The 25547-nt window shown below is 72.0% G+C and carries 27 protein-coding genes; 21 read left to right on the top strand and 6 right to left on the bottom strand.

Annotated features, from left to right (window positions below; translation table 11 throughout):
- Positions 1 to 4: 4 nt before the first annotated feature.
- Positions 5 to 1375, bottom strand: a complete 1371-nt coding sequence (locus tag ACQ860_RS19045) for an HlyD family secretion protein (RefSeq protein ID WP_431304911.1) — start codon at positions 1373 to 1375, stop codon at positions 5 to 7.
- A gap of 1010 nt (positions 1376 to 2385) precedes the next feature.
- On the bottom strand, positions 2386 to 3036 hold the full coding sequence (locus ACQ860_RS19040; RefSeq protein ID WP_431304910.1) for a S24 family peptidase: 651 nt from the start codon (positions 3034 to 3036) through the stop codon (positions 2386 to 2388).
- A 145-nt stretch (positions 3037 to 3181) separates the two neighbouring features.
- Between ACQ860_RS19040 and ACQ860_RS19035 the strand changes: the two genes are divergently transcribed.
- The 13 genes from ACQ860_RS19035 (at position 3182) to ACQ860_RS18975 (ending at position 16491) form a co-directional block, all read left to right on the top strand.
- The gene (locus ACQ860_RS19035; RefSeq protein WP_431304909.1) at positions 3182 to 3616 is read left to right on the top strand and encodes a hypothetical protein; all 435 of its coding nucleotides are present in this window, start codon (positions 3182 to 3184) and stop codon (positions 3614 to 3616) included.
- Positions 3613 to 4083 (top strand): hypothetical protein, encoded by a 471-nt coding sequence (locus ACQ860_RS19030; protein ID WP_431304908.1) that lies wholly within the window; start codon positions 3613 to 3615, stop codon positions 4081 to 4083. Before ACQ860_RS19035 ends, ACQ860_RS19030 begins: the two co-directional genes overlap by 4 nt.
- Positions 4084 to 4252: 169 nt before the next feature.
- Complete coding sequence (locus ACQ860_RS19025; protein WP_431304907.1) at positions 4253 to 4471, top strand: hypothetical protein; 219 nt, start codon at positions 4253 to 4255, stop codon at positions 4469 to 4471.
- A gap of 5 nt (positions 4472 to 4476) precedes the next feature.
- Entirely contained in the window at positions 4477 to 5901 is a 1425-nt protein-coding gene (locus ACQ860_RS19020) for a portal protein (RefSeq protein WP_431305783.1), read from the top strand.
- Positions 5902 to 5909: 8 nt separating this feature from the next.
- Positions 5910 to 6644 carry a capsid assembly protein gene (locus tag ACQ860_RS19015; protein WP_431304906.1) on the top strand — a complete coding sequence of 245 codons (735 nt, stop codon included), beginning with the start codon at positions 5910 to 5912 and terminating at the stop codon, positions 6642 to 6644.
- A 471-nt stretch (positions 6645 to 7115) separates the two neighbouring features.
- Positions 7116 to 7949 carry a phage capsid protein gene (locus tag ACQ860_RS19010; protein ID WP_431304905.1) on the top strand — a complete coding sequence of 278 codons (834 nt, stop codon included), beginning with the start codon at positions 7116 to 7118 and terminating at the stop codon, positions 7947 to 7949.
- Between the two features lie 198 nt (positions 7950 to 8147).
- Positions 8148 to 8717 (top strand): hypothetical protein, encoded by a 570-nt coding sequence (locus ACQ860_RS19005; RefSeq protein WP_431304904.1) that lies wholly within the window; start codon positions 8148 to 8150, stop codon positions 8715 to 8717.
- Between the two features lie 3 nt (positions 8718 to 8720).
- On the top strand, positions 8721 to 10601 hold the full coding sequence (locus ACQ860_RS19000; protein ID WP_431304903.1) for a hypothetical protein: 1881 nt from the start codon (positions 8721 to 8723) through the stop codon (positions 10599 to 10601).
- Positions 10601 to 11041, top strand: a complete 441-nt coding sequence (locus tag ACQ860_RS18995) for a hypothetical protein (protein ID WP_431304902.1) — start codon at positions 10601 to 10603, stop codon at positions 11039 to 11041. The genes ACQ860_RS19000 and ACQ860_RS18995 overlap by 1 nt, the downstream gene beginning before the upstream one ends.
- A gap of 34 nt (positions 11042 to 11075) precedes the next feature.
- Positions 11076 to 13358 carry a glycosyl hydrolase family 28-related protein gene (locus tag ACQ860_RS18990; protein ID WP_431304901.1) on the top strand — a complete coding sequence of 761 codons (2283 nt, stop codon included), beginning with the start codon at positions 11076 to 11078 and terminating at the stop codon, positions 13356 to 13358.
- Positions 13355 to 13648, top strand: a complete 294-nt coding sequence (locus ACQ860_RS18985; RefSeq protein WP_431304900.1) for a hypothetical protein — start codon at positions 13355 to 13357, stop codon at positions 13646 to 13648. The genes ACQ860_RS18990 and ACQ860_RS18985 overlap by 4 nt, the downstream gene beginning before the upstream one ends.
- Positions 13626 to 15053 carry a phage terminase large subunit gene (gene terL, locus ACQ860_RS18980; protein ID WP_431304899.1) on the top strand — a complete coding sequence of 476 codons (1428 nt, stop codon included), beginning with the start codon at positions 13626 to 13628 and terminating at the stop codon, positions 15051 to 15053. Before ACQ860_RS18985 ends, terL begins: the two co-directional genes overlap by 23 nt.
- Before the next feature lie 859 nt (positions 15054 to 15912).
- On the top strand, positions 15913 to 16491 hold the full coding sequence (locus ACQ860_RS18975; protein ID WP_431304898.1) for a hypothetical protein: 579 nt from the start codon (positions 15913 to 15915) through the stop codon (positions 16489 to 16491).
- A gap of 62 nt (positions 16492 to 16553) precedes the next feature.
- Here ACQ860_RS18975 and ACQ860_RS18970 read toward each other — a convergent pair whose 3' ends face one another.
- Positions 16554 to 16772, bottom strand: a complete 219-nt coding sequence (locus ACQ860_RS18970; protein ID WP_431304897.1) for a hypothetical protein — start codon at positions 16770 to 16772, stop codon at positions 16554 to 16556.
- Between the two features lie 63 nt (positions 16773 to 16835).
- Here ACQ860_RS18970 and ACQ860_RS18965 point away from each other — a divergent pair, with 63 nt between their 5' ends.
- Genes ACQ860_RS18965 through ACQ860_RS18955 form a run of 3 tightly spaced genes read left to right on the top strand, consistent with a single transcriptional unit; the run spans position 16836 to position 18004 of the window.
- On the top strand, positions 16836 to 17141 hold the full coding sequence (locus ACQ860_RS18965; protein ID WP_431304896.1) for a hypothetical protein: 306 nt from the start codon (positions 16836 to 16838) through the stop codon (positions 17139 to 17141).
- Complete coding sequence (locus ACQ860_RS18960; RefSeq protein ID WP_431304895.1) at positions 17138 to 17635, top strand: cell wall hydrolase; 498 nt, start codon at positions 17138 to 17140, stop codon at positions 17633 to 17635. The genes ACQ860_RS18965 and ACQ860_RS18960 overlap by 4 nt, the downstream gene beginning before the upstream one ends.
- Before the next feature lie 12 nt (positions 17636 to 17647).
- Positions 17648 to 18004, top strand: coding sequence for a DUF952 domain-containing protein (locus ACQ860_RS18955; protein WP_431304894.1), 357 nt, complete (start codon positions 17648 to 17650; stop codon positions 18002 to 18004).
- Here ACQ860_RS18955 and ACQ860_RS18950 read toward each other — a convergent pair.
- Positions 17977 to 18852, bottom strand: a complete 876-nt coding sequence (locus ACQ860_RS18950; protein WP_431304893.1) for a DMT family transporter — start codon at positions 18850 to 18852, stop codon at positions 17977 to 17979. The two genes, ACQ860_RS18955 and ACQ860_RS18950, sit on opposite strands and share 28 nt — an antisense overlap.
- Positions 18853 to 18958: 106 nt before the next feature.
- On the opposite strand from ACQ860_RS18950, the gene ACQ860_RS18945 reads away from it, so the two are divergent.
- Genes ACQ860_RS18945 through ACQ860_RS18930 form a run of 4 tightly spaced genes read left to right on the top strand, consistent with a single transcriptional unit; the run spans position 18959 to position 21886 of the window.
- Positions 18959 to 20005 carry a quinone-dependent dihydroorotate dehydrogenase gene (locus ACQ860_RS18945; RefSeq protein WP_431304892.1) on the top strand — a complete coding sequence of 349 codons (1047 nt, stop codon included), beginning with the start codon at positions 18959 to 18961 and terminating at the stop codon, positions 20003 to 20005.
- Positions 20002 to 20868 (top strand): TIGR01459 family HAD-type hydrolase, encoded by an 867-nt coding sequence (locus ACQ860_RS18940; protein WP_431304891.1) that lies wholly within the window; start codon positions 20002 to 20004, stop codon positions 20866 to 20868. Before ACQ860_RS18945 ends, ACQ860_RS18940 begins: the two co-directional genes overlap by 4 nt.
- A 30-nt stretch (positions 20869 to 20898) precedes the next feature.
- Positions 20899 to 21576 carry an AzlC family ABC transporter permease gene (locus ACQ860_RS18935; protein WP_431304890.1) on the top strand — a complete coding sequence of 226 codons (678 nt, stop codon included), beginning with the start codon at positions 20899 to 20901 and terminating at the stop codon, positions 21574 to 21576.
- Positions 21563 to 21886 carry an AzlD domain-containing protein gene (locus ACQ860_RS18930; RefSeq protein WP_431304889.1) on the top strand — a complete coding sequence of 108 codons (324 nt, stop codon included), beginning with the start codon at positions 21563 to 21565 and terminating at the stop codon, positions 21884 to 21886. Before ACQ860_RS18935 ends, ACQ860_RS18930 begins: the two co-directional genes overlap by 14 nt.
- A gap of 8 nt (positions 21887 to 21894) precedes the next feature.
- On the opposite strand, the gene ACQ860_RS18925 is transcribed toward ACQ860_RS18930, so the two are convergent.
- The gene (locus ACQ860_RS18925) at positions 21895 to 22770 is read right to left on the bottom strand and encodes a LysR substrate-binding domain-containing protein (RefSeq protein ID WP_431304888.1); all 876 of its coding nucleotides are present in this window, start codon (positions 22768 to 22770) and stop codon (positions 21895 to 21897) included.
- A 96-nt stretch (positions 22771 to 22866) separates the two neighbouring features.
- Here ACQ860_RS18925 and ACQ860_RS18920 point away from each other — a divergent pair, with 96 nt between their 5' ends.
- Positions 22867 to 24546, top strand: coding sequence for an acyl-CoA dehydrogenase family protein (locus ACQ860_RS18920; RefSeq protein ID WP_431304887.1), 1680 nt, complete (start codon positions 22867 to 22869; stop codon positions 24544 to 24546).
- 6 nt (positions 24547 to 24552) lie between these two features.
- On the opposite strand, the gene ACQ860_RS18915 is transcribed toward ACQ860_RS18920, so the two are convergent.
- Positions 24553 to 25536 (bottom strand): Bug family tripartite tricarboxylate transporter substrate binding protein, encoded by a 984-nt coding sequence (locus ACQ860_RS18915; protein WP_431304886.1) that lies wholly within the window; start codon positions 25534 to 25536, stop codon positions 24553 to 24555.
- Between the last annotated feature and the right edge of the window lie 11 nt (positions 25537 to 25547).

Here is a 25547-nt window from a genome sequence, read left to right as displayed (position 1 = left end):
GGGTTCAGCCGCCCTGGGTGGCGCGGGCCTGGCCGAGCATCATGGCCAGCGCATTACGGGAGAAGCGCAGCGCGGCGCTGGCCATGCCGGCCAGCACTCCGCCCTCGATCTCGACGCTGACCCAGCGGCCGATGTCGCAGGGCACGGCGGGGCGGCCGCCACGCGCGGCGCGCGCGGGCAGGGCGGGCTCCAGGTCGATCAGCACATACATCTCGCGCCGCTCCATCGGCGGGAAGGGCACGGCGTAGTTGGTGTCCACGCGGTCGGTCGTGCGCGGCAGCACCTGGCGCACGCGACCATAGCGCGCCTCGGACCAGCCCTCCGCCTCCACCACCACCGGCGCGCCGACGGCCAGCCGGTGCGCCTGCCGCACCGAGAAGATGCCGACGACGAAGGCGTTGCGGCACTCCACCATGCCCGCGATGGTGTCGCCCGCGCTGAGCCGCTGCCCCGGGCTCGCGAAGGCGCGCAGCACATGGCTGTTGCTGGGCGAGGGCACATCGGCATCCAGCAGCCGGGCAAGCCGGGCCGTCTCGCTCGCCGTCTGCGCCGAGAGCGCGGTGAGATTGTTGTTGAGCTGCGCCTCATCCACCCTCAGGCGCGAGAGTTCCAGCGCCGCATCCCGCCGCCTCTCGATCAGCGCGCCCAGCGCGCTTTGCGATTCCCCCGCATAGCTCCCCATCTCGATCGAGCGCCGCTCCGCCTCCCGCCGCGCGAGCGAGGCCTGGGCGGCCAGCAGGTCCTCCTGCGCCGCGCGCTCGCGATGCAGCGCGATGATCAGCACCTCGCGGCTCACCACGCCCGCCTCCAGCAGGCGGCGCTGCCGGGCGACGAGGGTGCTCTGCTCGGCCAGCGTCGCGGCGGCGCTGGCGGCCTTGGCCCTCGCCTCGCGCTCCACCTCCTGCGCCACGCTCAGCGCCACGTCGCGCTGCTCGCGGATCGAGGCGTCCAGCGTCTCGAGCCAGTTGGCCAGCACGCCAATGCGCTCGCGCAGGCCGTTGAGGCTGATGCGCGTGCCCTGGGTCTGGTTCTCGAGGCCGATCAGCGTGGAGCGGTCCAGCCGGTCATTGCGCATGCGCGCCAGCACCTCGCCGCCGCCGACCGGATCGCCCGGCTCGGCCAGCAGCTTGTCCAGTTCGCCATCAATCGGCGCGGTGACCAGCACGACGGGCGCGTTCACCACGGCGCGCGTGCTGGTATCGGCCAGGATGGGCGGCAGGCTGGCCAGCAACAGGCTGCCGGCGAGCAGGATGGCGCCGCCATAGGTCACGCCCCGCAAGGCATTGCCGGCCCAATCCGGCCCGCCCAGCCCATGCCGGCGCCAGGCCTCGCGCCAGGCGCCGGCGCGGAGCGTGGCATCACGCAGGCGGGGCATGGCCTGCTGCCACAACCGCCCCCGGAACCAGGGCTCGCCCGCGGAGGATGCCTCCGCCTCGTGGGACGTGGGGCCGAGGCGCGGCGCAGCCATCGGGGGCACGGGACCAGGTGGAGCCAGCGGTGCCAAGCGCGGCGAACTACCAGCCGAAGCCTGGGCGGCGGCCAAAGGCGCGGGCCTCGCCACATCAGCCGGGGCCACCGAAGGCGGCTTCGTGGGGGCGGCGGGAGCCGGCGCCGGTGCCGCTCCGCCGGTGGCGGCTGCGGCCAAGGGCGCCGGCATCGCCGCGTCCTCCGGGGCGGCCACCGCCGGCGTCGCGGAGGCTATCGGAGGCGGCGACGTCGCCCCGCCCGTCGCGGCTACGGCCAAGGGCGCCGGCATCGCCGCATCCTTTGGGGCGGCCACCGGCGGCATCGCGGAAGCCATGGGAGGCGGCGATGTCACCCCGCCCGTCGCGACTGCGGCCAAGGGCGCCGGCGTCGCCCCGTCCGCCGGGGTAGCCAAAGGCAGCCGTGAGGCTGCGCTGGGCGCGGACACGGCCGGGAGCGGCGCCGGAAGCGCCCCGCCTGGCGCGAGAGGCGGAAGCGCGGGCGGCTGCGGCTCCTGCCGCACCGCCGGCGGAACGGGGCGCGGCATCGGGGCGGGCGGGACCGGCGACGACCGAACCGGGGCGGCCGGCACCGGGACGGCGGGCGGGGGCGCCGTGCGGGCGCGACCGAAGAGTGGCAGCCGCACCGGCCGTGAGGGTGGCGGCATGGGTCGGCCATCCTCCCCCCGGGGTGGGGGAGGCGCGGGCCCGGCCTTTTGCCTCGATCCCTCGCCTTCGGAGGCCATGTCTCGCAACCCTGAACCCAACCGCCCTGCAACTCCACGGGCGAATGCCAGCGAATGACGGGAAGATGCGTTTTTGAGACAATTTTAGGGGAAAGTGAAGTTTAAATTAACGCCCGGCGCTTCTCAGCCCCCTCGGCGCGCAAGCCCCCACCCGATCGGGCCGCCGCGACAGGCCCCTACTGACTGGCCCAGAGAATGCGGTGCAGCCAGGCGATGTCGGGCAGGTCGAAGCTGTAATCCGGATGGGCAGGGTTGAGGCTGCCCAGCTCGATCCGTTTGGCGCTCTGCCGCTTCAGCTCCTTGGCCATCACCTCGCCCAGCCGGGTACGGACCACCACGCGGTCCCCTCGCCGCACCGGCGAGGCCGGCGAGACGATCACCACATCCCCGTCACGGAACACCGGTTCCATGGAATCGCCCGAGATTTCCAGCGCGTAGGCGTTGGGGTCGCTGATCTCCGGCAGGCTGATCTCATCCCAGCTGCCACCCACCGGGAAACCCGCATCGTCGAAGAACCCCTCGCCCCCTGCCTGCGCGAGCCCGATCAGGGGGATACGACGCGTCGGCCGTGGCCCGCGCGACAGGCTCGGCAGGGCCGCCTGGCCCGAAACCAGGGCGGCGAAGGCCTCGATTCCGGCGCCGGTCGCGCCCAGCACCTTGGCCACGCTCTCGGTCGAGGGCCAGCGCGCACGGCCATCCGGCCCGATGCGCTTCGAGGGATTGAAGGCCGTCGCGTCCAGGCCGGCCTTGCGGGCAAGTCCGGAAGCGGAAAGGCCGTTTTCGGCAGCGAGCGAATCAATCGCGCGCCAGATGTCGTCATGTCGCATGGCGGGAGGACCATCATAGGTGTCACGTCATCGTGCAATAGGAAAATGTTGCTCAAGATCCTTGCGTCGGGGAGAAGCTTCGCCTTATGTTCACTAAATGTTCTCATTCGCCTCTCCCAGCCTGCCCCCGAAAGGAAGCGTCTCGATGTCCCCTGCCCCCCGGTCCAGCCACGCCCCCCGCTTCGCCAGCCCCGCCAGGACAGAACCCTTCACCTCGGCCGAGGATGCCTGGTTCTGGACCATGGCGGCCCTCGTCGCCCGGCGCGACGGTGCGCGCATCTCCGCCGGCAAGGGCCTCACCCCCCGCCCCTGCGAGCCGGATGACGTGATCAAGTGCCTGGACCGCCTCTACCGCCAGCGCCGCATCGAGCTCGCCCACGCCCGCATCATGCGCCTCTGGGGCGAGCGCGGGACGGCGCCCGACCCGCGTCACCTGCCGGAGCGCGGCGATCACCGCCTCTGGCGCGAGGCGATGAGCCGCCTGGAATGGCCGCTCAGGGTCAAGGGCATCGTCGCCGGCGCGCCCGGCCTGGGTGTGCATGAGGCGGACATCATTCCATTTTCCGGGCCCGCCGAATGAGCACGGGGTACCCGCCCCCGCGGCCCGCCCATCGCCGCCACCACCCGCCCCAGCGCGCCTGGATCATCTTCTCCGGCCGCGCCGACCATGGCTGGCAGCGCTGGCTGCGCCCCGGCTTCCGGCACTGCTTCGCCGCGCTGGAGGATGCCGCCGGCTGGCTGGTGCTGGACCCGCTCTCGGGCCGCCTCCTCCTCGCCCGCCTGGCCGTCCCCGCCGGCTATGACCTGCCCGGCTTCTACCGCCGCGCGGGGCTGCTGCCGCTCGGCCCCTACGCGCTGGAGGAACACGCGCTGGGCGCCCCCCTGCGCGGCGTGCCGCTCAACTGCGTCTCGCTCTGCCGCGCCGTGCTGGGCCCGCACGCGCCCTTCGCCCTCACCCCCGCCGGCCTGCACCGGGCCCTGATTCGGCGCCAGGAACTGCGGATTCACGAATCTAGGAAAAAAAACTTGACACTCCGCAAGGAATAGGCGTAAAAGACTTCTGCCAAGGGGCGAATTGCGTCCAGCCCGGATCGCCCACCCCTTCGGCCCCCTTTCCTCCACCGGCCGCTTCCAGGGCCGGCTCCTCCACCCTTCGGGGCGGAAGGGGCCGGCCCTTTCGGCGTTCCGCCCCCCGCACACAAGGAGATCGCCGCGCATGGCAGGCCTGTTCCGCGCCCCGAAGCCCGTGGTGGTCCCACCCCAGGCCCCCGCTCCCGCGCCCGAACCCGCCGCGCCCCCCGCGGCCCAGGTGGCCGAGGCCACGCGGACCGAAGCCCGCGCCACGGCCCGCCAGGGCACCATCGCCACCTCGGCCCGCGGCGTCCTGGCGCCCTTGCCCGTGGCGCTGACCCGCAAATCCCTGCTGGGCGAGTGACGGCCATGACCCCGCAGCAGATCCTGGCCCGGCACGACGCCGCCATCAGCCGCCGCCGCCCGCACGAGTCCAACTGGCGCGACGCCTATGCCCATGTCCTCCCCGCCCCGCACGAGGCGGCGACGCTCTATGACGCCACCGCCGCCGACGCGGCCGAGCAGCTCGCCGCCTCCCTCCTGGCCGAGCTGACGCCCCCCTGGTCCCGCTGGTTCGGCCTCGCCCCCGCCCATGGCCAGGCGGACCCCGCCGAGGCCGCCGCGCTGGAAGAGACGGCCCAGACGCTGCAGGCGCATCTCGACCGCTCCAACTTCGCGGTCGAGATGCACCAGGCCTTCCTCGACCTCGTCATCACAGGCACCGGCATCATGCTGGTGGAGGAGGCGCCCCCGGGCGAGGCCACGGCGCTGCGCTTCACGGCCGTGCCGGTCCGCACCGCCGTGCTGGAGGAGGGCGCCACGGGCCGGCTCGACACCGTCTTCCGTGAGGCGCGCCTCTCCACCGGCGAGATGCTCCGCCGCTTCCCCTTCGCCGAGATCCCGGCCGCCATGCAGCGCGAGGCGGCGGCCGAGGCGGATGAAGCCGAACCCGCGAAGCACCGCCTGATCGAGGCGGTCTGGCCCGACGGCCAGGGCCATCGCTACGCCGCCGTCTTCGACGCCCCCGGCCTGAAGACGCCGATCTTCGTGGCGCAGGGCCGCTTCGCCGACGCGCCTTTCATCGCCTTCCGCTGGCTCAAGGCGCCGGGCGAGGTCTATGGCCGCGGCCCCGTCATCAAGGCCCTGCCCGACATCCGCACCGCCAACCGCGTGGTGGAACTCGTCCTCAAGAACGCCTCCATCGCCGTCACCGGCATCTGGCAGGCCGAGGATGACGGCGTGCTGAACCCGGCCACCGTGCAGCTCACCCCCGGCGCCATCATCCCCAAGGCCCCGGGCAGCGCCGGCCTCACGCCACTCGCGGCCCCCGGTGACTTCGATGTCTCGCAGCTGGTGCTGAACGATCTGCGCGCGCGCATCCGCACGGCCCTGCTGGCCGACCGTCTCGGCACGCTGCGGGACCAGCGCATGACGGCGACCGAGGTGCTGGAGCGCAGCGCCGAGACGGCCCGCCTGCTCGGCGCCACCTATGGCCGGCTGCAATCGGAGCTGCTGACGCCGCTCATCGCCCGCAGCCTGGCCATCCTCGCCCGCCGCGGCGAGGTGCCGCCGGTGCTGCTGGAGCAAGGCCGCGTGGCGCTGCGCTACGAAAGCCCGCTGGCCCGGGTGCAGGGCCGCGCCGATGCGGCGAACACGCTGCTCTTCCTCGACGCCGTCTCGAAGATGGGGGCGGCCGCGGTGGCCGAGGTGGATGCCGCCGCCGCCGCCCGCTGGCTTGCGCGCACCCTCGGTGCGCCCGCCGAAATCCTCGCCCCCTCGGTCCAACCGGAGTGACACAGCCCATGCCCGACAACCTGCTCGACACCGCCCTCACCCCCGCGGCCCCCGCCAACGGCACGCGCCCCGCCGAGGTGCCCGAGAAATTCTGGGATGCCGAGCGCGGCGAGCTGCGCGTGGACGCCCTGCTGAAAAGCTACCGCGAGCTGGAGCGCCGCCTCTCGCAGCGCATGGCCCCCCCCGCGCCGGATTCCGATGAGGAAGAGCGCCGCCGCTGGCGCGAGATGATGGGGATCCCCGACAGCCCCGAGGGCTATGCGGTGACGCCGAAGCACGAGCTTTGCGGCCCTGATCCCGAGATCAACCAGCGCCTGCACGAGGCAGGCTTCTCCTGCGCCCAGGTGCAGCTTCTCTATGACCTCGCCGCCGAACGCCTGCTGCCGCTGGTGGCCGAGGCCGCGCAGCAATTCGAGGCGGACCGCCAGGCCGAGAAGCTGCGCGCCCATTTCGGCGGCGAGGAGCGCTTCCGCCGCGTCGCCGCCCAGCTCAAGGCCTGGGGCCAGGCCAACCTGCCGCCCGGCGTGCTCGACGCGCTCTCCACCACGGAAGAGGGCGTGCTGGCGCTGGAGCGCATGATGCGCGGCAACGAGCCCAGCCTGGAGCGCGACACCGCGCCGCCCGAGGCGCTGGATGAGGGCGAGTTGCGCCGCCTGATGCGCGACCCGCGCTACTGGCGCGCGCGTGAACCGGAATTCGTGAAGCGCGTGACCGAGGGCTTCCGCCGCCTCGTCGGCGGCTGACGCTCCCGACAAAGGCGTGGCATGGACGCCGGGAGTCCGTGCCGGACAGGCCCGGCGGATCGCTGCGCGATCCGAAGCGTGGAGCATGATCCGCTGAACTGGAATCAGCGAAGCGGTGAAGCATCCTCTCAACAAGGCTGGATCGTGATCCAGCGATAGCGGATCACGATCCAGGGCCGCCGAGGCGGCCCGCCCGGCCTTTGATGGCACCCGAAATTCCGACGCAGGGCGTGCGGCGCGCCGACGCGATGACGTCGCGCGCCCGCCCTGCCTGGCCGCCGATCCACCCCCTCCTCTCCGGATCGGTGGCCGCGCCCGCCGCTGGCCGCAACCCTTGCGCCGCGGCGGGCGCCCCCATTCATCCGCGCAAAACCCGGCCCTCCGGGCGCGCGAATGCGGCGCGTGCGCGCGGCCCCACCCGGCCAACCGCGCGGCGCGCCTTCCCCGAAACCCTCCTCTCGGAGACCCCCCATGTCCGGTTCCATCGACCAGGCCTTCGTCACCCAGTTCCAGGCCGAGGTGCACGAGGCCTATCAGCGCCAGGGCAGCAAGCTGCGCCCGGCCATCCGCAGCAAGTCCAACGTGAAGGGCGCGACGACGATCTTCCAGCGCGTCGGCCGCGGCACCGCCAGCTCCAAGGCGCGCAACAACGCCGTCCCCGTGATGAACCTCGAATACTCCGCCGTGTCCTGCTTCCTGCAGGACCACTACGCGGGCGACTGGATCGACAAGCTCGACGAGCTGAAGACCAATGCGGACGAGATCGGCGTCCTCGCCTCCGCCGGTGCGCATGCGCTCGGCCGCAAGACGGATGAGCTGATCATCGCGGCCCTCGACCTCGGCACCCGCGAGGCGGTGGGCACGCAATCGGGCCAGACGGACAATGACGGGTTGACCCGCGCCAAGGTGCTGCTCGCCTTCGAGATGCTGGGCGCGATGGACGTGCCCGATGACGGCAACCGCTACGCCGTGATCGGCTGGAAGCAGTGGAGCGAGCTGCTGACGCTGCCCGAATTCTCCAACGCGGATTACGTCGGCGACGCCAACCTGCCCTGGCGCGGGATGCAGGCGAAGCAGTGGCTCGGCGCCACCTGGATCCCGCATTCCGGCCTGACCAAGACCGGCACGATCCGCTCCTGCTACTTCTTCCACAAGACCGCGATCGGCCATGCCTCCGCCGCGGAGATCGCCACCGACGTGACGTGGCATGGCGACCGCGCGGCGCATTTCGTCAACAGCATGATGAGCCAGGGCGCGTGTTTGATCGACGACGCCGGCGTCGTGCGCATGCGCTGCAAGGAATAACGCCCTCAAGCGCCGGGCGCACGCTCCGCGCGCTTGGCTTCGCCGCAGGACTGTCGCGGCGGGCCATGCGCGCGGTTGGGCGGCGCCGGCCGCGTTGCGGCCGCATTCTCGCAGCGCGCCTCTCATGCCCTGAGGGGCGGCGCTCGCCGTCGCCGCCTTCACCCCGCTCTCCCCTCCCCCTCACCCGGAGACCTCGCCATGGCGCTCACCGCGCTCGAACTCTGCTCGCGCGCCCTGCTGCGCATCGGCGCCCAGGCCATCGCCTCCATGGATGAGGGCACGGCCGAGGCGGAGATCGCCTCGGGCCTCTATGACGGCATCCGCGACGCGCTGCTCTCCGCCCATCCCTGGAGCTTCGCCACGGGGCAGGAAAGCCTGCCGCGCCTGGCCGCCGAGCCCGGCGCCGACCACGCCCACGCCTTCCAGCTCCCGCCCCATTTCCTGCGCGCCCTCTCCGCCGGCAGCCTCGGCGCCGGGCGCGGCCTCAGCTACCGGCTGCTGGAGGACCGCCTGCATTGCGACGCGGAGCAGGTGACGCTCACCTACATCTTCCGCCCGCAGGAAAGCAGCTTCCCGCCCTTCTTCGCCGCGGCCCTCGTCGCGCGCCTCTCGGCCGAATTCTGCATCCCGCTCACCGAGAGCAGCAGCCGCGCGCAGCTCCTCTTCAACCAGGCCGAGGCCGAGCTGCGCGCGGCCCGCCGCGCCGACAGCCAGCAGGCCACGACGCGGGCGCTGGACGGCTTCCCCCTGATCCGCGCGCGAGGCTGAGCCATGGCCGCATCCCGCCAGACCAAATCCAGCTTCGCCGCCGGCGAGCTGGCGCCCGAGCTGCTCGGCCGCGCCGACCTGCGCGCCTATGCCAATGGCGCCCGCCGCCTGCGCAATGTCTTCATCCAGCCGACCGGCGGCGTCACGCGCCGCCCGGGCCTGCGCCATATCGCGATGCTGCCCGGCGCCGCGCGCCTGCTGGCCTTCGAGTTCAACACCGAGCAGGCCTATCTCCTTGTCTTCACCGACGGCCATTTCCGCGTCTACCTGCAGGACGCGCTGGTGGCGCAGGGTGCCGCGCCCTGGAGCACCGAACAGCTCCCGCAGCTCGCCTTCACGCAGAGCGCCGATACGCTGCTGATCTGCCATCCCGACGTTCCGCCGCAACGCCTCACGCGCAGCAGCCATACCAGCTGGACGATGAGCGACTGGTCCTTCGCGCGGCTGCCCACCTACCGCTTCCTCGATGCCGGCATCGCGCTGACGCCGGGCGGCACCACGGGCAACATCACCCTCACCGCGCCCGGCGCCGTCTTCCAGCCCGGCCAGGCCGGCATGCCCTTCCGTTTCCGCGGCCGCCTCGGCGCGCTCACCGCCATCGCCTCGCCCATGCAGGCCACGTTCAGCACCGGCGAGACGCTGCCCGATACGGCGGCCAGCACGGACTGGGAGGAAGCGGCCTTCAGCCCGGTGCGCGGCTGGCCCACCAGCGCCTGCTTCCACCAGGACCGCCTCGTCATCGGCGGCACGCGGGACCTGCCCAACCGCCTCTGGCTCTCGCGCTCCGGTGATCTCTTCAACTTCGACAAGGGCAGCGGCCTCGATGACCAGGGCATCGAGTTCGGCCTGCTCTCCGACCAGGTGAACGCCATCCGCGGCGTCTTCTCCGGCCGGCATCTCCAGGTCTTCACCACGGGCGGCGAATGGATGGTGAGCGGCGAGCCGCTGACACCCTCCTCCATCCAGCTCAACCGGCAGACGCGCATCGGCAGCAGCGCCGCGCGCATGATCGCGCCGGTGGATGTGGATGGCAGCACCATCTTCGCCGCCCGCAGCGGAAGGGCGATCCACGAATTCGCCTACACGGATGTCCAGCAGGCCTATCAGTCGAACGACCTCGGTCTCGTCGCGCAGCACCTGATCCGCAACCCCACCTCGATGGCCTATGACCAGTCGCGCCGCCTGCTCCACGTGACGATGGAGGATGGCGGCCTCGCCACCCTCACCCTCTTCCGCGCCGAGCAGGTCACGGCCTGGACGCGGCAGGAGACGGCGGGCGCCTTCACCAACGTGGCCGAGGTGGATGGCCGCGTCTTCGTGGCCGTGCTGCGCCAGGGCACGCACCGGCTGGAGCGTTTCGAACCCGGCTTCGGCCTGGACGCCGCGCTGGATGGGGCGAGCGCCACGCCGAAGGATCGCTGGACCGGCCTCGCGCATCTCGAGGGCCGCAGCGTCGGCGTGCTGGCCGATGGCGCCCCGCGCCAGGCCACGATGGTCAGCCAGGGTGGCGTGACGCTCGATCCGCCCGCCTTCACGGCGCAGATCGGCCTCAGCTTCGCGCATGAGATCGAACCCCTGCCGCCCGAACTCTCGGGTGTGGCGGGCAGCCGGGCCGCGCCGCTGCGCCTCGTCTCCGTCAGCTTCCGGCTGCTGGAGACGGCGGCTCTCGACGTGGATCTCGGCCGTGGCGCCGCGCCCGTCGCGTTCCGTCGGCTGGACACGCCACTGCTCGACGCCGCGCCACCGCGCTTCAGCGGCGATGTGCGCCTCGCGGCCCTCGGCTGGCGGCGGGATGCGATGCGCCCGCTCTGGCGGATCGCGGGCGATGCGCCGCTGCCGCTCACCCTGCTCTCCGTCACCACCGACATGAGGACGACCGACTGATGGCCGCTTTGTCTTCCCTCGCCACGCTGGCCTCCACCGGCGTCGGCCTCTACGCGCAGAGCCGCAACGTGCAGCAGCAGCAGGCCACCCAGCGCGCGCAGGCCGAGATCACGCGCCAGCAGGAGGCGGCGCGCCAGCAGCAGCTCACTCTGCAGCAGCAGGCCGAGGCGCGGGCGCGGGGCGAGCAGGTGGCGCGCACCGTCGCCTCCGCCCGCGCGCGCCTCGCCGGCGGCGGCCTCTCGGTGAATGATGGCTCGGCCGCGAGCGTGACCCAGGGCCTGCGCGCCGATGCGGCGGCCGGCCAGGCCGACAGCGACGCGCTGTTCCGCCTGCGCCTCTCCTCCGGCCGTGCCTCCCTGCTCAATCCCGACGCCACGCTCACCAGCGTGCTGCGCGCCGTGCCGAGCTTCGGCAACGCGGTCCGCAACCTGCTCGACTGAGCCCCCTCCCGCCCCCCAGATCCCGGAGCCTCTGATGTCCGAGCACATCCGCATCGGCGATATCGCGCCGCGCGTGCACTACGTCGCCGACGGCGTGCAGACCGCCTTCACCTATCCCTTCCCGATCTTCGAGACCGGCGACATCGAGGTGCTGCGCGACAACGCGCCCGCCAATTACGGCTTCACGATCGAGGGCGCGGGAGACTCCGCCGGCGGCACGCTGCGCTATGCCGAGGCGCCGCTGCCGGGCACGCGCATCACCATCCTCCGCCGCCTCGCCATCGAACGCGTCACGGATTTCCAGTCCAACGGCGTGCTGCGCGCCAATACCCTGAATGACGAGCTGGACCGCCAGGTGGCGGCACTCCAGGAGGTGCGCGACGACGTGCGGGGCGCGATCCGCCTCTCGCCGGCCGAAGCGCCCTCCGGCATGGTGCTGCCGCTGCGCGCGGCGCGCGCCGAGAAGCTGCTCGGCTTCGACGCGACCGGCGATGTGACGGTGCATGACCGCACCGGCACCATCGCCGCCCCCTTCCCAGGCGCCGTGCCGCGCAGCGTCGAGGACAAGCTCGCCGAGACGCTGACGGCGCGCGACTTCGGCGCGACGGGCGACGGCGTGACGGATGACGGCCCCGCGCTCCAGGCCGCGATGAACGCGGCGGGGGCGTCCGGCAAGCACCTCGTCATCGGCGAGGGCACCTTCCGCACCACCATGCCGCTGCTGCTGCCCGGCGGCGCCGTGGGCCTGACCATGCTCGGCAGCATCCTCTACGCCGGCCCGGGCGGCCAGCCAGCGCTGACCATCGGCGATGGCGGCGCCGTGCGGAATGCCGCCAAGCTCTACCAGGGCCTGCGCGTGATCCGCGCCACCATCAGCGACTGGACGAATTTCGGCGATATCGGAATCGTGCTGCGCAACCTCGATTCCAGCCATGTCGAGATCCGCCAGGTGGAGGGCTTCACCATCGGCGCGCAGACGCTCGGTGTGGAGCGCGGCTTCGAGGACAGCAACGTCCATCTCGGGCGCATGGTGAACAACCATATCGGCCTCGACATCCACACCCAGACGGCCGCCGCCTGGAACACCTCCGTGCGCTACTATGGCGGCCATTTCGCCATCGCGAGCGCCCTTTATCCGACGCTCAACCGCTATGGCATCCGCTTCTCGGCGGAACCGGGCGCCTATGTGGCGCATAACCGCCACGTCTTCTTCGGCCCCGCCTTCGAGCTCCAGGCGCGCGACCGGCCCGCGATCCTCGGCACGCCCTTTCTCTGCCTTGTGAACAGCCGCGCCATCATCGCCTATGGCATGCGGATGGAGGGCTGCTCGCCCCATCCGGCCTATCACGTCGGCAACGCGCAGGACCATGTCTATGAGGTCGCCTGGGCGAGCCAGGGCTATCAGCTCGATGTGCTCTATGACGACGCCTCGGCGCGCGTCGGCGCCGTGGTACGCGGCATGCACCAGGCCGCCGCGCATCGCGAGTTCAGCCGCGAGGTTGGCGCGGTGCCCAGCCTGCGCGCCGCCGCCTTCCGCTGGAACGCGTCCCAGACCGGCTTCGACCAGCTGGCCTGCCTTTCCACCAATGTGGGCGGCAGCCCGAGCACGCTGGCCGATTTCGCCTTCCCCGGCCTGGAGGACTACGTGCTCACCAATCGCGGCGTGGTGCTGCCGGGCGGGCGCGGCCTCGGCTTCGTCGTGGACGCGACGCGGGCGCGGGAATTCGCCCTCGCCGTGGATGCCGACAATCCGCGCCTCATCGTCCAGTGCTTCGATGCGGGCATGGGCCTGCTGACCGATGGCGCGGGCCAGCTCGTCCGCGCCTCCGGCATGTCCATGACCTGGAACGCCGCGGCGCGCTGGTGGCAGGGCTCGGCCGACATGACCGATGCCGATCTCACGCGCCTTCAGGTGGTGCGCCTCCAGCCCGGCGTCGCCTATGCCATCATCGGCGTCGCACGCATCGGCACGGATTACGAGGTGCGCGCCATGCGCCTCTGCTGCGACCCCGCCGTCTCGCCGCCGCTGCTCTACGGCCTGCCTGACCTGCGGCACGGCGCGCGCGAATTGCGCGCGGAACTCGCCTGGGACCCGCCCTCCATCGCGGCCGGCGGCACGGCGCAGCTCAACGTGCCGCTCCCCGGCGCGCGGCCGGGCGATTTCGTGCAGGCGGCCTTCACCCTCGCCACCTCCGGCATCGTCTTCCTCGCGCAGATCGGCGCGCAGGATGTGGTGACGGTGACGGCCTGGAACCGTGCCGGCGCCGCGGTGGATCTTGGCGCCGGCACGGTCAGGGTGCGCCTGGTGAAGTCGTGAGGCGGCGCCAGCCGCGCGGCTGGGCGAAGGATCTCGAGATCGCCCTGCCGCTGGTCGCGCGCCACTACCTCCGCTTCGTGCAGGACACGGAGCACGAGGCTGACAGCAAGGCCTTCATCGCCCGCCAGACCGCGGCGAAGACCGCGCTCTCGCACCTGGAGCTGCTCAGCAGGATGGCCGGCGGCGAGGCCGCGCCGAGCGTGGATTCCGCCCTCCAGGCGCTGGATGCGGCACGGCACGAAATGGACGCAGAGGAGACGCCCGCGGATGACCCCGGAGAGCCTGGCTGACCTGGTCGAATTCGCCTGGGTGTGGAACCGCCAGCAGCGGCAGGGCACGCCGCAGCTGCATCGCCGCATCCTGCGCTGGCTGGAGGCCGAGCAACCCGCCCGCCGCCTGCTGCTCATGGCCTTCCGTGGCTGCGGCAAGTCCACGCTCGTCGGCCTGTTCTGCGCCTGGTCGCTCTATCGCAACCCGGAGCTGCGCATCCTCGTCGTCGCGGCCGACCAGATGCTGGCGGGCAAGATGGTGGGGCATGTGCGCCGCATCATCGAGCGCCACCCGCTCTGCGCCGCGCTCATCCCCGAGGGCAAGGAGGCCTGGGCGGCGGACCGCTTCACCGTGCAGCGTCCGGGCGCGCTGCGCGACCCCTCGATGCTGGCGCAGGGCCTGCTCGGCAACATCACCGGCGCGCGGGCGGACATCATCATCTGCGACGATGTGGAGGTCGCCGGCAATTGCGACACGCCGGGCAAGCGCGCCGAACTGCGCGAACGCCTGGCCGAGACGGAGTTCATCCTGACGCCCGGCGGCCTCATCCTCTATGTCGGCACGCCGCATACGGAGGAGAGCCTGTATCGGCCGGGCGACGGCTTCCTGGACGGCTATCGCCGGCTGGAGGTGCCGATCCTGGACGCCGCCGGCCACAGCGCCTGGCCCGAGCGCTTCAAGGACGGCGCGATCGAGGCGCTGCGCGGCCGCGTCGGCGCGCTGCATTTCGCGCGCCAGATGCTGCTGCAACCCGTGGCCATGAGTGCCGCGCGGCTCGATCCCGCGCTGCTGCTGCGCTACGCGGAGGAAACCGAATACCGCGAGGCGAATGGCCGCGCGCAGCTCTGGCTGCTCGGCCGGCGCATGGCCTCGGGCGGCGGCTATTGGGACCCCGCCTTCGGCCGCGCCGAGGGTGGTGGCGATGGCTCGGTGCTGGCCGCCACCTACACGGATGATGAGGGGCGCCACTTCCTGCACCGCCTCGCCTGGATCACCCAGCGCGCCGATGCGCCGGAGGACCCCGCCACGCAGCAATGCCGCCAGGTGGCGGAACTGGCGCGCGAGCTGATCCTGCCCGTGCTGCGCGTGGAGACGAACGGCCTCGGCCGCTTCCTGCCCGCGCTGCTGCGCCGGGAGATGGCGCGGGCGGGCGTGGCCTGCACCGTGCTGGAGCACAGCAACCGTCGCCCCAAGGCGGAGCGCATCCTGGCCGCCTTCGACCCGCTTCTCGCCGCCCGCCGGCTGCACGCGCATGAGAGCGTGTTCCGCACCGGCTTCCCGCGCGAGATGGCGGAATGGCGGCCCGATGCGCGGGGTGCCAGGGATGACGGGCTGGATGCGGTGGCGGGCTGCATCCTGGCCGAGCCGGTGCGCCTGCCGGCCCTGCCGCCGCGCCCCGCGGCGCCCAGTTGGCGCGGCGGTTGACGAACAAGAGGAGTGCGGCAAGGGTTTGGCGCCACCGCCGGAGATTTCCCCCTGTGTCAGCCCAAGCCGACACGCCTGGCCGCCTGCCTCGCTTCCTCCGCTTCTTGCGGCGCTGGTCCCTGCGAAGCCTCATCATCATCGCGCTGGCGAACCTCGCCTAGGACCTCAGGTCCTGGCAGGATCGCAGCTTTGCGGAGGGCGACCGGCGGTATTTCCGCGATGCCGAGCGGGGCGACGAGATAGACTACGGGCTGGCCGAAATCCGGATCATCAATGAGACGAACCGCGCGTTTCTGATTGACAGCTTTGTGCTGGATGGTTGGGGGGGTCCGTATACACACCAGGCGCCTCGGCGCGAACACTGGCACCCGTCGGCCAACCAGGCGCAGCTACGCGATGAGAGGCGCTATCTGGACCACCTTGTGAGCTAGTGGCCGCCCCCTTTTGCGGGAAGCTGCCGACGGCCCGCCAGCGCCTTGTCTCATTCCAGGTGGACCGCAGACGCCCGGTATCGTGTCAATTGGACCTGTATATCCGCGAGGACGGCGAAACGCTTTCCGATTGCAAGCCGCTGCGGCGCATCCGCCATGATTACCGCTGGCTGTTCGGTCCGCCGAACTATTGACCGCTTCCGCGTCTGACGCGGACCTATACCTCAACCGCTTGATGGAGCCCGTATGCCCGATCCCGGCCGTGCCGCCGAGGACCGCCGGCGTCTTCGCGCGGCAGTCATGGCTTAGAATCCTGCCTTGAATGCCTTCGCGATCCCGGTGGCCACGAACGAAGCGATCGCGTCCTTCCTTCCGGGACGGGTCAACGGACCTGCGGATGCGTATCGGCACATCGTTGGGTCGCCGAGATGACCCGTCGCATGGGGCCAGACACGGCCGGGAGCCTCGCCGAGCTACATGAAATCCAGGGACAGATGAGCGCGGTGCGGCGAGATATGTTGGGGCAGGGCAGCGACGTTATCAATCACGTCGCCGCGACAGCGATGGACCGGCGGAACAACCTGCTGGGAATCAGTATTGGCTTGCAGGCGACAAGCTTCGAGGATGTGCTGCGATTGTCACGCGAAGCGATAAACCGCAGTCCTCGCAATGGATCCGGTGGCATAGTCGGCGCCATGTGGCTTCCAAGAGACGATTGGAGGGCCAACCCTTCGCCTGACGAATCGCGATGGAACTGGCCCAACCCGGATTGGAGCCGCGTGCCCCGGCAGCATGTAACGGAATATCTGATGGGCGGCGAGGAATACCGCCGCGGTGCCGATCACCGTCAATTGGCCGCCGATCGCCGGGCTGCGCTGGACGCCGAGAAGCGCGAAGCATGGAGACGGATGCTGGAAGAGGATGATGCGGCCGGCGGCCCCGTCCATGTCCAGGGCTACCAGCGCGATGGACATCCGGTCCGCGCCCATACCCGCTCTCGCCCCTGACACCGAAGGGGGGTGCAGGGGACAAGTCGCCTGCCGGGGTCGAGGGGCAGCGCGCTCTAGCCTCAGGCTGACTTTTTCAGGATCTCGCTCGCATGCCGCGCCCGCCCGGGCGCGGTGATGGCAAAGCGCCCATCCGGCCGTTCCTCGGCCAGGCCCATGCCTTGCAGCCGCAGCAGGCAGGGCTGGTCCGCCAGGCCCGGCGGGCGGCCATGCGGCCCCACCAGCGTCAGCCGGTGCAGGGCCGAGCGGCAGCAGCTTTCCAGATACGGCTCATTCCACATTCACGATTTCTCCGCGCGCCCCGTTTGTGGCGATGCGCGCGCCCGCCCGCAAGGAGGCCCCCCATGGATCCCATGACCCCATCGCTCTGGTGGATGGATGCCGCCCAGGCGCCCGTCATCGCCGGGCTCTACTGGCTGCTGCTCGGCATCAAGCGCGACCTGGATCGCCGGATCGAGAAGGGCACCTCCCGCCATGATGACGGCCTCTCCCGCACGCGGGACGAACTGGCCGCCTTCAAGCTCGAAGTGGCGCGGACCTATGTGCCGCTCTCGCTGATCCGCGACGTGGATCGGCGCCTCTCCGAGCAGCTGCTGCGCATCGAAAACAAGATCGAGAACGTCCGTCGCGACCAGGAGAACGACAAGTGAGCACGCATTCCGACCCGGGCCCCTCCCCAGCCCGCCTCGCCGCCCAGGCCGCCGCCGAGGAGCTGCTGGCCCGCATCCTCTATGCCGAGGCCGGCCAGCGCCCGGTCCGCGCCATCGAGGCGCTGGCCTGCCTCACGCTGAACCGCGCCCGCGCCGCGCTGGCGAGTGCCGAGGCGCGCACGCGCTTCGCCGCCGATGCGGCGCCCGAGACGCTGCCGCGCGCCGTCATCGCCGTGCTGCGCGCGCCCTTCCAGTTCCCGGTGCGCCACCCGCGGCATGAGCGCCACGCGCTCTTCACCGCGCCCATCGAGGGCGATGCCGCGCTCAGCGTCTGCCGGCGCATCGCCGGCCGCGCGCTGCGCGGCGCCCTGCCGGATGCGACGCGCGGTGCGCTGCTCTGGCATGACCTGCTGCGCCAGCCCGCCTGGTCGCTCGGCCGCATCCCGACGCTGGAGGCGGGCGGCCTCGCCTTCTACCGGCTCGACGGGGCGTGATACAGGGCGGGAATGGAAACCCTGATCTACACCCTGGTGCGCGAGGCCGATTGGCGCGCGGCCGAAGCCGCCCGAGCCTATCACGGCAGCGCCGATGACCGGCGCGACGGCTTCCTGCACTTCTCGACCGCCGCGCAGCTGCGCGCCAGCGCCGCCAAGCACCGCGCGGGTGTCACCGACCTCTGGATGATCGAGGCCGAGGCGGCGGCCCTGGGCGCGGCGCTGAAATGGGAACCGGCCTCGGGCGGCAGCCGCCCGGGCCTCTTCCCGCATCTCTACGCGCCCCTGCCGCTCTCCGCGATCCGCCGCGCCATCCCCGCGCCGCTCGGCGCCGATGGCCGTCACGCCTTCCCGGCGGACATCCCCTGACGCGCGCGTGAGACGGCGCGCTCGCTCATCACGCAGGCCGCCACCACGACGAGTCCGCCCAGGATGACCTCGATCCCCGGCGCATTGCCGAAGACCAGCAGGTCGAGCGAGACCGAGAGCGGCAGCGCGATGAACTCGAAGGGCGCCAGCCGCGCCGGGCTGCTGTGCCGCAAGGCGAGTGCCAGCAGGATGGTGGCGCCGCCCGCCAGCAGCCCGTTCAGCAGCAGCTGCGCCCATTCCACCGCGTCGGGCGGCGCCCAGTAGGCCACGGCGAAGGGCCCCGTCGCCACCACGCCGAAGAGCGAGGGCCAGAAAACCAGCCGCGCGATTCCGGGCTCCACCCGCAGGCTCCGGTTCAGCGTGATGTTCGCCGCATAGGCGATGGTGCCCAGAAGCGCGCAGGCGAAGCCGTAGAGGCTGCCGCCCTCGCCCAGTTGCGGGGCGAGGGCGATCATCACGCCGCCGAAGCCCACGCCGCACCACAGCCAGGCCGCGCGTGGCACCTGCTCCTTCAGGAAGACCCGCGCCAGGATCAGCGTCATGAAAGGCGCCGTGAAGAAGATCAGATAGGCATCGGCCAGGCTGAGGTAGCGCACCGCGACATAGAAGGTGAGGCCGGCCGTCAGCATGGTGCAGGCGCGCAAGCCGTGCAGCCAGGGATGCGCCGTCAGCAGTGGGCCGCCCGGCCAGCCGAAGGCGCCACGAAAGGCCAGCAGAAGCCCGAGCAGCACCGCATGCCGCAGGAAGATGGCCTGCGCCGCCGCGAAATCGCCCGCCAGCAGCTTGCTGTTGGCATCGAGCAGCCCGAACAGGCCGATGCCTGCCATGAGCAGGAGCGGGCCGCGCACCATCTTGTCCTTTGCCGTGTGTGGTATCCCGTGTCGCGTTCCGGGGCCGGGCTGTCAACGCAAGGCCGATTTCGTTTCGCGGCGATTTGGCTTTATGCAGCGCGGCATGACGCCCTCCCTTGCCTCCGCCCTCATGCCCCTGATGCGTGGCCTCGACGCCGAAACCGCGCATGGAATAGCCCTCAAGGCGCTGGCCATGGGCCTCGCGGGCCGGGACGAGGCGGCCGATGCGCCGAGCCTCGCCACCCGCGCCTTCGGCCTGGATTTCCGCAATCCGATCGGCCTCGCCGCCGGCTTCGACAAGGATGCGGTGGCCATCCTGCCCCTGCTGCGCCTGGGCTTCGGCTTCGTCGAGGCGGGCACCGTCACCCCCCGCCCCCAGGAAGGCAACCCGCGCCCGCGCCTCTTCCGCCTGACCGAGGACGCGGCGGTGATCAACCGCATGGGCTTCAACAATGCCGGGCTCGACTCCTACCTCGCCCGCCTCCGTGACTTGCCGCGGCCGCTGCCCGGCGTCCTGGGTGCCAATGTCGGCGTGAACAAGGAAGGCGCCGACCCCGAGCGGGACTACCCCGCCCTCTGCCGCGCCGTCGCGCCGCTGGCGGACTATGTCACCATCAACATCTCCTCGCCCAACACGCCCGGCCTGCGCGATTTGCAGGGCGAGGCGCGGCTCGCCTCCATCCTGGACGCCGTCGCGCCCCCCGCCCTCGACAAGCCCGTGCTGGTGAAGCTGGCCCCCGATCTCGCGGAGGACGCGCTGGCGCCGATCATCGAGGTCTGCGTCACGCGCGGCGTGGCCGGCCTCATCATCAGCAACACCACCATCGCCCGGCCGGAGACGCTGCGCTCCCCGCACAAGGGTGAGGCGGGCGGGCTCTCAGGCGCGCCCCTCTTCGAACGCTCCACGGAAATGCTGGCCCGCGCCCACAAGATCGCCGCCGGCCGCCTCGTCCTGATCGGCGCGGGCGGGATCTCCAACGGCGCGCAGGCCTACGCCAAGATTCGCGCCGGCGCCTCGCTGGTGCAGCTCTACAGCGGCTTCGCCTATGGCGGGCCGGCGCTGATCGGCCGCATCAGGCGCGAACTGGCCGCCCTGCTGGCCCGGGACGGTTTCGCCCATGTCGCCGATGCGGTAGGCACCGGCGCATGACCATCCACATCTACGAAAACCTCGCCCCCCTCGCCGACCGCTATGACGGCTACGTGCTGGACCTCTGGGGCGTGGTGCATGACGGGCGCCAGCCCTATCCCGGCGTGCTCGACTGCCTGGCCGAGCTGAAGGCGCGCGGCAAGCGCGTCGTCTTCCTCACCAATGCGCCCCGCCGCGGCTGGTTCATCCAGAAGATGCTGGACGGCATGGGCGTCGGCCGGGACCTTTACGCGGGCATCATGTCCTCGGGCGAGGTCTCCTGGCTCTGGCTCAAGCAGCGCGACCTGCCCTGGTTCGCCAAGCTCGGCCGCCGCGCCTATCACATCGGGCCGGAGCGCGACCTCTCGGTTGTCGAGGATGGCGCGGCCGAACTCGTCTCCCGCCCCGAGGATGCCGATTTCCTGCTGAACACCGGCCCTGACCCGGAGCGGAGATCCATCTCCGTCGAGCCCTATCGCGACGAACTGCGCGCCTGCTTCGAGGCGGGCCTGCCCATGCTCTGCGTGAACCCGGACCGCGCCGTGATGGTGGCGGGCGAGCGCCTGCTCTGCGCCGGGGCGCTGGCCGATGTCTATCTGGAATGGGGCGGCGACGTCTTCGAGGCCGGCAAGCCCGACCCCGCCGTCTATGGCCCCGTGCTGGACCTGCTCGGCATCGCCGACAAGAGCCGCGTGGTGGCCGTGGGCGACACGCCGCACACCGACCTCGCCGGCGCGCGCAATGCCGGCATCGACAGCCTCTGGGCGCTGACCGGCCTCACCGCCGACGCGCATGGCCATGATCCCTCGCCCGGCCTGCTCGCCCATGTGCTGGCGGAGGAGGGCGAGGCGCCCATCGCCGCGCTCAGGACGCTGCGCTGGTAGCGGCGCGGGCCTGGTGGCAGGCTCGCTTCCATGACCTTCCGCACCGCCTGCCGCGAGGCGCTGGGCGCGCCCGCGCTCGCCATGGCGGCCACCTTCCTGGCCTTCGGCGCGGCCGTGCAGGCGGCGGGGCTCGGCCTCGGCTGGGGGCTGGCCGCGGCGCTCCTGGTCTATGGCATGCCCGGGCAGATGGTGCTGGTGGCGGCCGTGAACCTGCCCGGCGGCGCGCTGCCGGCGGTGCTGGGCGCCGCCACCGCCAATGCGCGCTTCCTGCCCATGGCGGTCGCCCTTTCGCCCTGGCTCGGCGGCGGGCCACGACGCTGGTGGGCGCTGCCCTTCATCGCCGTGACACCGTGGGCCATGGCGATGCGGCGGCTGCCCGGCCTGGCGGAAGGCCAGCGCCTCGCCTGGTTCCTGGGCTTCGGCCTCACCTCCTGGCTGGTGGCCGGCTGCGCCACCATCCTCGGCCATGCCATCGCGCCCCTGCTGCAAGGGCCGGTGCTGGCGCTGATGCTGCTGGTGAACCCGCTCTACTTCACGCTGATCCTGGCGCATGAGGTGCGCGTGCCGCCCGGCCGCCGCGCGGTGATCGCGGGGTGCTGCGCGGCACCCCTCGCCCTGCTGCTGCCCGCCGCCTGGGGGCTCCTGGCGGCGGGCCTCCTGGGTGGAACGCTGGCCTTCCTCTGGGGGGAGCGGCGTGGCCGGCGCTGACCTCGCGCTCATCCTGCTGATCCTGGCCTGCGCGCTGCTGCGCGCGGCGGGGCTGCTGGTGGCGGGCCGGCTGCGCCCCGATCATCCCTTCGTGCGGTGGGCGGCCTCCGTCGCGCTCGCCACGCTGGCCGCCTTCATCATGCTGGCCATCCTGGCGCCGGGGGGCGCGCTCGCCGGCATTCCCTGGTGGGCGCGCGCCGCGGGCGTGCTGGGCGCGCTCGCTTGGATGCGGTTCCAGGGCGGGATGCTCGGGCCGCTCCTGGCGGGGCTGGCCGTCACCGCGGGGGGCTGGGCGATCTCGGCCGCCTGAGGCGCGGGTCAGCCGGCGAATTGCGCCTGCAGCCAGCCTGCCAGCGCCTGCACATCCGGGTTGCCGGCATGGCGCGACTCATATTGCAACGTGAAGTGCCGCCGCGTCGGCCGCCGCAGCGGGTGCGCCGGCACCACCGCACCGCGCTCCAGATCCGGGCCCAGCAGCGCCTCGATCGCGATCACCGCGCCCATGCCTTGCGCCGCCGCCTCGATGGCGACGTTCATGCTCTCGAAGGTGCTGCCGCCGCGCAGCGGCAGCTTCGCCTGCCCCGCATGGTTCAGCCAGCGCCGCCAGTCATCCGGCCGGCAGCGCGAATGCAACAGGGGGATGCGCGCGAAGTCCGGCGCGCCGCCCTCCAGCCATTGCGGCGCGCAGACCGGCAGCGTCGTGATCGGCACCAGCGGCACCACGGCCAGGCCCGGCATGCCCTGCGGCTCGCTCACCGCGATCACCGCATCGAAGCGCGCGGGCAGCAGGTCGAGCGGGCTGGAGCTGCTGTGCCATTCGACGACGAGGTCCGGCAGTTCCTGCTGCAGGGCGCGCAGGCGCGGGAACAGCAGGCGGGAGGCGAAATAGCCATAGACGCCGACCGCGATGGGCCGCCCCCGCCCGAGCCGCGCGCGGCCGGTGGCGAGGGCCAGACGATCCAGCGCCTCACCCGCGCCAGCGGAGAGCGTCCCGCCCGCCGTGGTCAGCACCAGGCCCTGCGGCTGGCGCAGGAAGAGCGTGACACCCAGGCTCTGCTCCAACTCACGGATCTGGCGGCTGACGGCGCCCGGCGTCACCGCCAGTTCACGCGCCGCGCCGGTCATGGAGAGGTGCCGCGCCGCCGCCTCGAAGGCGCGGATGGCGGTCAGCGGGGGCAGCGCGCGATGGGCCATGGCTTGAGCCTAACTCAACGCAAGCGCCCGAGAAATCGTTTGAGCCTCGCTTTGGGCAACCCTAGCCTTCGGGGAGGTCAGGACAGGAAACGCCCCATGAACATGCAGCCCATCGGCACCCCCGCGGGCCCGGAAGCCGTGCCCGACGCGGCCGGCCAGAACCTCTGGCGCGCCGACCCGGCCTTCGGCCGGCTGCTGCCGCTCTACCTGCCGGCGGAGCTTCTCGCCGTGCTGCTGCCACAGCTCGACCGGCTGGGCGCGCTGGCGGGCGGCGAGCTGGACGCGCTGGCTGGCACGGCGGACCGCAACCCGCCCGAGCTGGTGCACCGCACGCGGCGCGGCGAGGACCAGCAGAGCATCCTCTACCACCCCGCCTATCGCGAGATGGAGCGCCTGGCCTTCGGCGAATTCGGCCTGACCAGCATGAGCCACCGCCCCGGCGTCTTCGGCTGGCCCGCGCCCCTGCCGCCGGCGGCGAAATACGCGCTGACCTTCCTCTTCGCCCAGGCGGAATTCGGCCTGCTCTGCCCGGTCAACATGACCGACAGTCTGGCCCGCACGCTGCGCCGCTTCGGCAGCCCGGAGCTGGTGGACCGCTACCTGCCCCTGCTCGCGAGCCAGGACATGGATGCGCTGCACCAGGGCGCGATGTTCATGACGGAACAGGGCGCTGGCTCCGACATCGCCGCCACCGCCGTGACGGCCGAGCCCGCCAATGACGGCACGCATCTGCTCTATGGCGACAAGTGGTTCTGCTCGAACCCCGATGCGGAACTGGCTTTGGTGCTGGCGCGGCGCGGCGGCGGTGCGGCGGGCCTCAAGGGCGTCGGCCTCTTCCTGCTGCCGCGCACCCTGCCGGATGGCACGCCGAACGCCTATCGGATCGTCCGGCTGAAGGACAAGCTCGGCACCCGCTCCATGGCGAGCGGCGAGATCCGGCTGGAGGGCGCGCGCGCCTGGCTGATCGGCGACCCCGAGGCGGGCTTCAAGCAGATGGCCGACATGGTGAATTCCTCGCGCCTCTCCAACGCGGTGCGCGCGGCGGGGATGATGCGCCGCGCGCTGACCGAGGCGCTCTTCGTCGCCCGGAACCGCCGCGCCTTCGGCAAGCGCCTCATCGAGATGCCGCTGATGCGCCGCCAGCTCGCCAAGATGCTGCTGCGCGCCGAGCAGGCCCGCGCCATGGTCTTCACCACCGCCGAGGCGCTGCGCCGCTCCGACGCCGGCGAGGAGGGTGCCTATGCGCTGCTGCGCATCCTGACACCGCTCGTGAAGTTCCGCGCCTGCCGCGACGCGCGCCAGGTGACGGGCGATGCGATGGAGGTGCGCGGCGGCTGCGGCTACATCGAGGAATGGCCCGAGGCGCGGCTGCTGCGCGATGCGCATCTGGGCAGCATCTGGGAGGGGACGAGCAACATCATCGCCCTCGACGTGCTGCGCGCGGCCGAGCGCGAGCGCGGCTTCGAAGCACTGCAAGCCCTGATCACACGCCTCCAGGCCGAGGCGCCGCTCCCGGGCCTGCCCGAGGCGCTGGCGCGCGCCGCGACCTTGCTGGACCGCGCCCAGGCCGACCCCGCCCTGGCCCGCGCCGCCGCCAGTGCGCTCTATCACCTGACCAGCGCGGCCGCCCTGGCCTGGGAGGCAGCCCAGACGGACGATGCGAGCCGCGCGGCGCTGGCGCGGATGGTGCTGACGCATCGCGTGCTGCCACGCGATCCGCTCGCCGTGGAGGATCCGGACGCGGCGGAGCTGGGCGGCCTGCTCGAGGCCGCCTGACCACCTTCAATCCACCCGGATGTTGCGGGCGCGGATCACCTGGCCCCAGCGATCGAATTCCTGGGCCGCGAACTGCGTCATCTCGGCCTGCGTATTGCCGACCGCGACCAGGCCCGCCGCCGCCATGCGGCTGATGACGCCGGGGTTGGACACCGCCTCGCGCACCGCCGCCGAAAGGCGCTCCTGTGCCGCCTGCGGCGTGCCGGTGGGCACCGCGATGCTGCCCCAGCTCTGCACCGTGGCCTCGCCGAAACCGGCCTCCCGGAAGGTCGGCAGGTCGGGCAGCACCGCGATGCGCTCCGGCCCGCTGGTGGCGAGTGCCCGGATCATGCGCTGCCGCACCTGGCCGATGGAGGAGGCCGGCTGGTCCAGCATCACCTGCACCGTGCCGTTCACGAGGTCGGCCATCGCCTGGCCCGAGCCGCGATAGGGCACATGCACCATCTGCGTGCCGGTCACCGCCATGAAGAGCTCGGTAAAGATATGCGTCCCCGACCCGACGCCCGAGGTCGCGAAGCTGAGCTGCCCCGGCCGCGCCCGCACATAGGCCACGAAGTCCTGGAGCGTCTGCGCCGGGATGGAGGGATGCACCACCACGATTACATCGGTGGTGAAGATCTTGGAGAGATAGACCAGCTCGCGCCGAACATCCACGGCGCGCATCACGCCCAGATGCGGCGCCTGGGTCATCACGCCATTGGTGGCGACCAGCATGGTGTAGCCATCGGCCGGGCTGCGCGCCGCGGCCTCCACGCCCACGCCGCCGCCGGCGCCGGTGCGGTTCTCCACCACCACGGGCTGGCCCAGCGTCTCGGTCAGGCGCTCGGCGATGACGCGCCCGCCCACATCCGTGCTGCCGCCCGGCGAGAAGGGCACGATGAGCCGCAGCTGCCGGTTGGGCTGCCACGGGGTTTGCGCGCCGGTCTGGGCTTGGGCCGCCAGCGGCAGCAGGGCTGGCGCGGCGAGGAGGGAACGGCGGTTCAGCAGCATGCGCGATGGGC

This window comes from Sediminicoccus sp. BL-A-41-H5 (assembly GCF_050632405.1).
Lineage (GTDB): Bacteria > Pseudomonadota > Alphaproteobacteria > Acetobacterales > Acetobacteraceae > Roseococcus.
The sequence above is the reverse complement of the archived record's forward strand: the minus strand, read 5'-3'. Positions and strand labels throughout refer to the sequence as shown.

Bases quoted from the DNA above. Each gene is read 5' to 3' on its own strand.
- ACQ860_RS19025 (WP_431304907.1), top strand. From the start codon at position 4,253: ATGGCAGGCCTGTTCCGCGCCCCGAAGCCCGTGGTGGTCCCACCCCAG.
- ACQ860_RS19015 (WP_431304906.1), top strand. From the start codon at position 5,910: ATGCCCGACAACCTGCTCGACACCGCCCTCACCCCCGCGGCCCCCGCC.
- ACQ860_RS19030 (WP_431304908.1), top strand. From the start codon at position 3,613: ATGAGCACGGGGTACCCGCCCCCGCGGCCCGCCCATCGCCGCCACCAC.
- ACQ860_RS18955 (WP_431304894.1), top strand. From the start codon at position 17,648: ATGGAAACCCTGATCTACACCCTGGTGCGCGAGGCCGATTGGCGCGCG.
- ACQ860_RS18915 (WP_431304886.1), bottom strand. From the start codon at position 25,536: ATGCTGCTGAACCGCCGTTCCCTCCTCGCCGCGCCAGCCCTGCTGCCG.
- ACQ860_RS19020 (WP_431305783.1), top strand. From the start codon at position 4,477: ATGACCCCGCAGCAGATCCTGGCCCGGCACGACGCCGCCATCAGCCGC.
- ACQ860_RS19040 (WP_431304910.1), bottom strand. From the start codon at position 3,036: ATGCGACATGACGACATCTGGCGCGCGATTGATTCGCTCGCTGCCGAA.
- ACQ860_RS19005 (WP_431304904.1), top strand. From the start codon at position 8,148: ATGGCGCTCACCGCGCTCGAACTCTGCTCGCGCGCCCTGCTGCGCATC.
- terL (WP_431304899.1), top strand. From the start codon at position 13,626: ATGACCCCGGAGAGCCTGGCTGACCTGGTCGAATTCGCCTGGGTGTGG.
- ACQ860_RS19000 (WP_431304903.1), top strand. From the start codon at position 8,721: ATGGCCGCATCCCGCCAGACCAAATCCAGCTTCGCCGCCGGCGAGCTG.
- ACQ860_RS19045 (WP_431304911.1), bottom strand. From the start codon at position 1,375: ATGCCCCGCCTGCGTGATGCCACGCTCCGCGCCGGCGCCTGGCGCGAG.
- ACQ860_RS18975 (WP_431304898.1), top strand. From the start codon at position 15,913: ATGACCCGTCGCATGGGGCCAGACACGGCCGGGAGCCTCGCCGAGCTA.
- ACQ860_RS19035 (WP_431304909.1), top strand. From the start codon at position 3,182: ATGTCCCCTGCCCCCCGGTCCAGCCACGCCCCCCGCTTCGCCAGCCCC.
- ACQ860_RS18935 (WP_431304890.1), top strand. From the start codon at position 20,899: ATGACCTTCCGCACCGCCTGCCGCGAGGCGCTGGGCGCGCCCGCGCTC.
- ACQ860_RS18940 (WP_431304891.1), top strand. From the start codon at position 20,002: ATGACCATCCACATCTACGAAAACCTCGCCCCCCTCGCCGACCGCTAT.
- ACQ860_RS18995 (WP_431304902.1), top strand. From the start codon at position 10,601: ATGGCCGCTTTGTCTTCCCTCGCCACGCTGGCCTCCACCGGCGTCGGC.
- ACQ860_RS19010 (WP_431304905.1), top strand. From the start codon at position 7,116: ATGTCCGGTTCCATCGACCAGGCCTTCGTCACCCAGTTCCAGGCCGAG.
- ACQ860_RS18965 (WP_431304896.1), top strand. From the start codon at position 16,836: ATGGATCCCATGACCCCATCGCTCTGGTGGATGGATGCCGCCCAGGCG.
- ACQ860_RS18990 (WP_431304901.1), top strand. From the start codon at position 11,076: ATGTCCGAGCACATCCGCATCGGCGATATCGCGCCGCGCGTGCACTAC.
- ACQ860_RS18970 (WP_431304897.1), bottom strand. From the start codon at position 16,772: ATGTGGAATGAGCCGTATCTGGAAAGCTGCTGCCGCTCGGCCCTGCAC.
- ACQ860_RS18945 (WP_431304892.1), top strand. From the start codon at position 18,959: ATGACGCCCTCCCTTGCCTCCGCCCTCATGCCCCTGATGCGTGGCCTC.
- ACQ860_RS18920 (WP_431304887.1), top strand. From the start codon at position 22,867: ATGAACATGCAGCCCATCGGCACCCCCGCGGGCCCGGAAGCCGTGCCC.
- ACQ860_RS18925 (WP_431304888.1), bottom strand. From the start codon at position 22,770: ATGGCCCATCGCGCGCTGCCCCCGCTGACCGCCATCCGCGCCTTCGAG.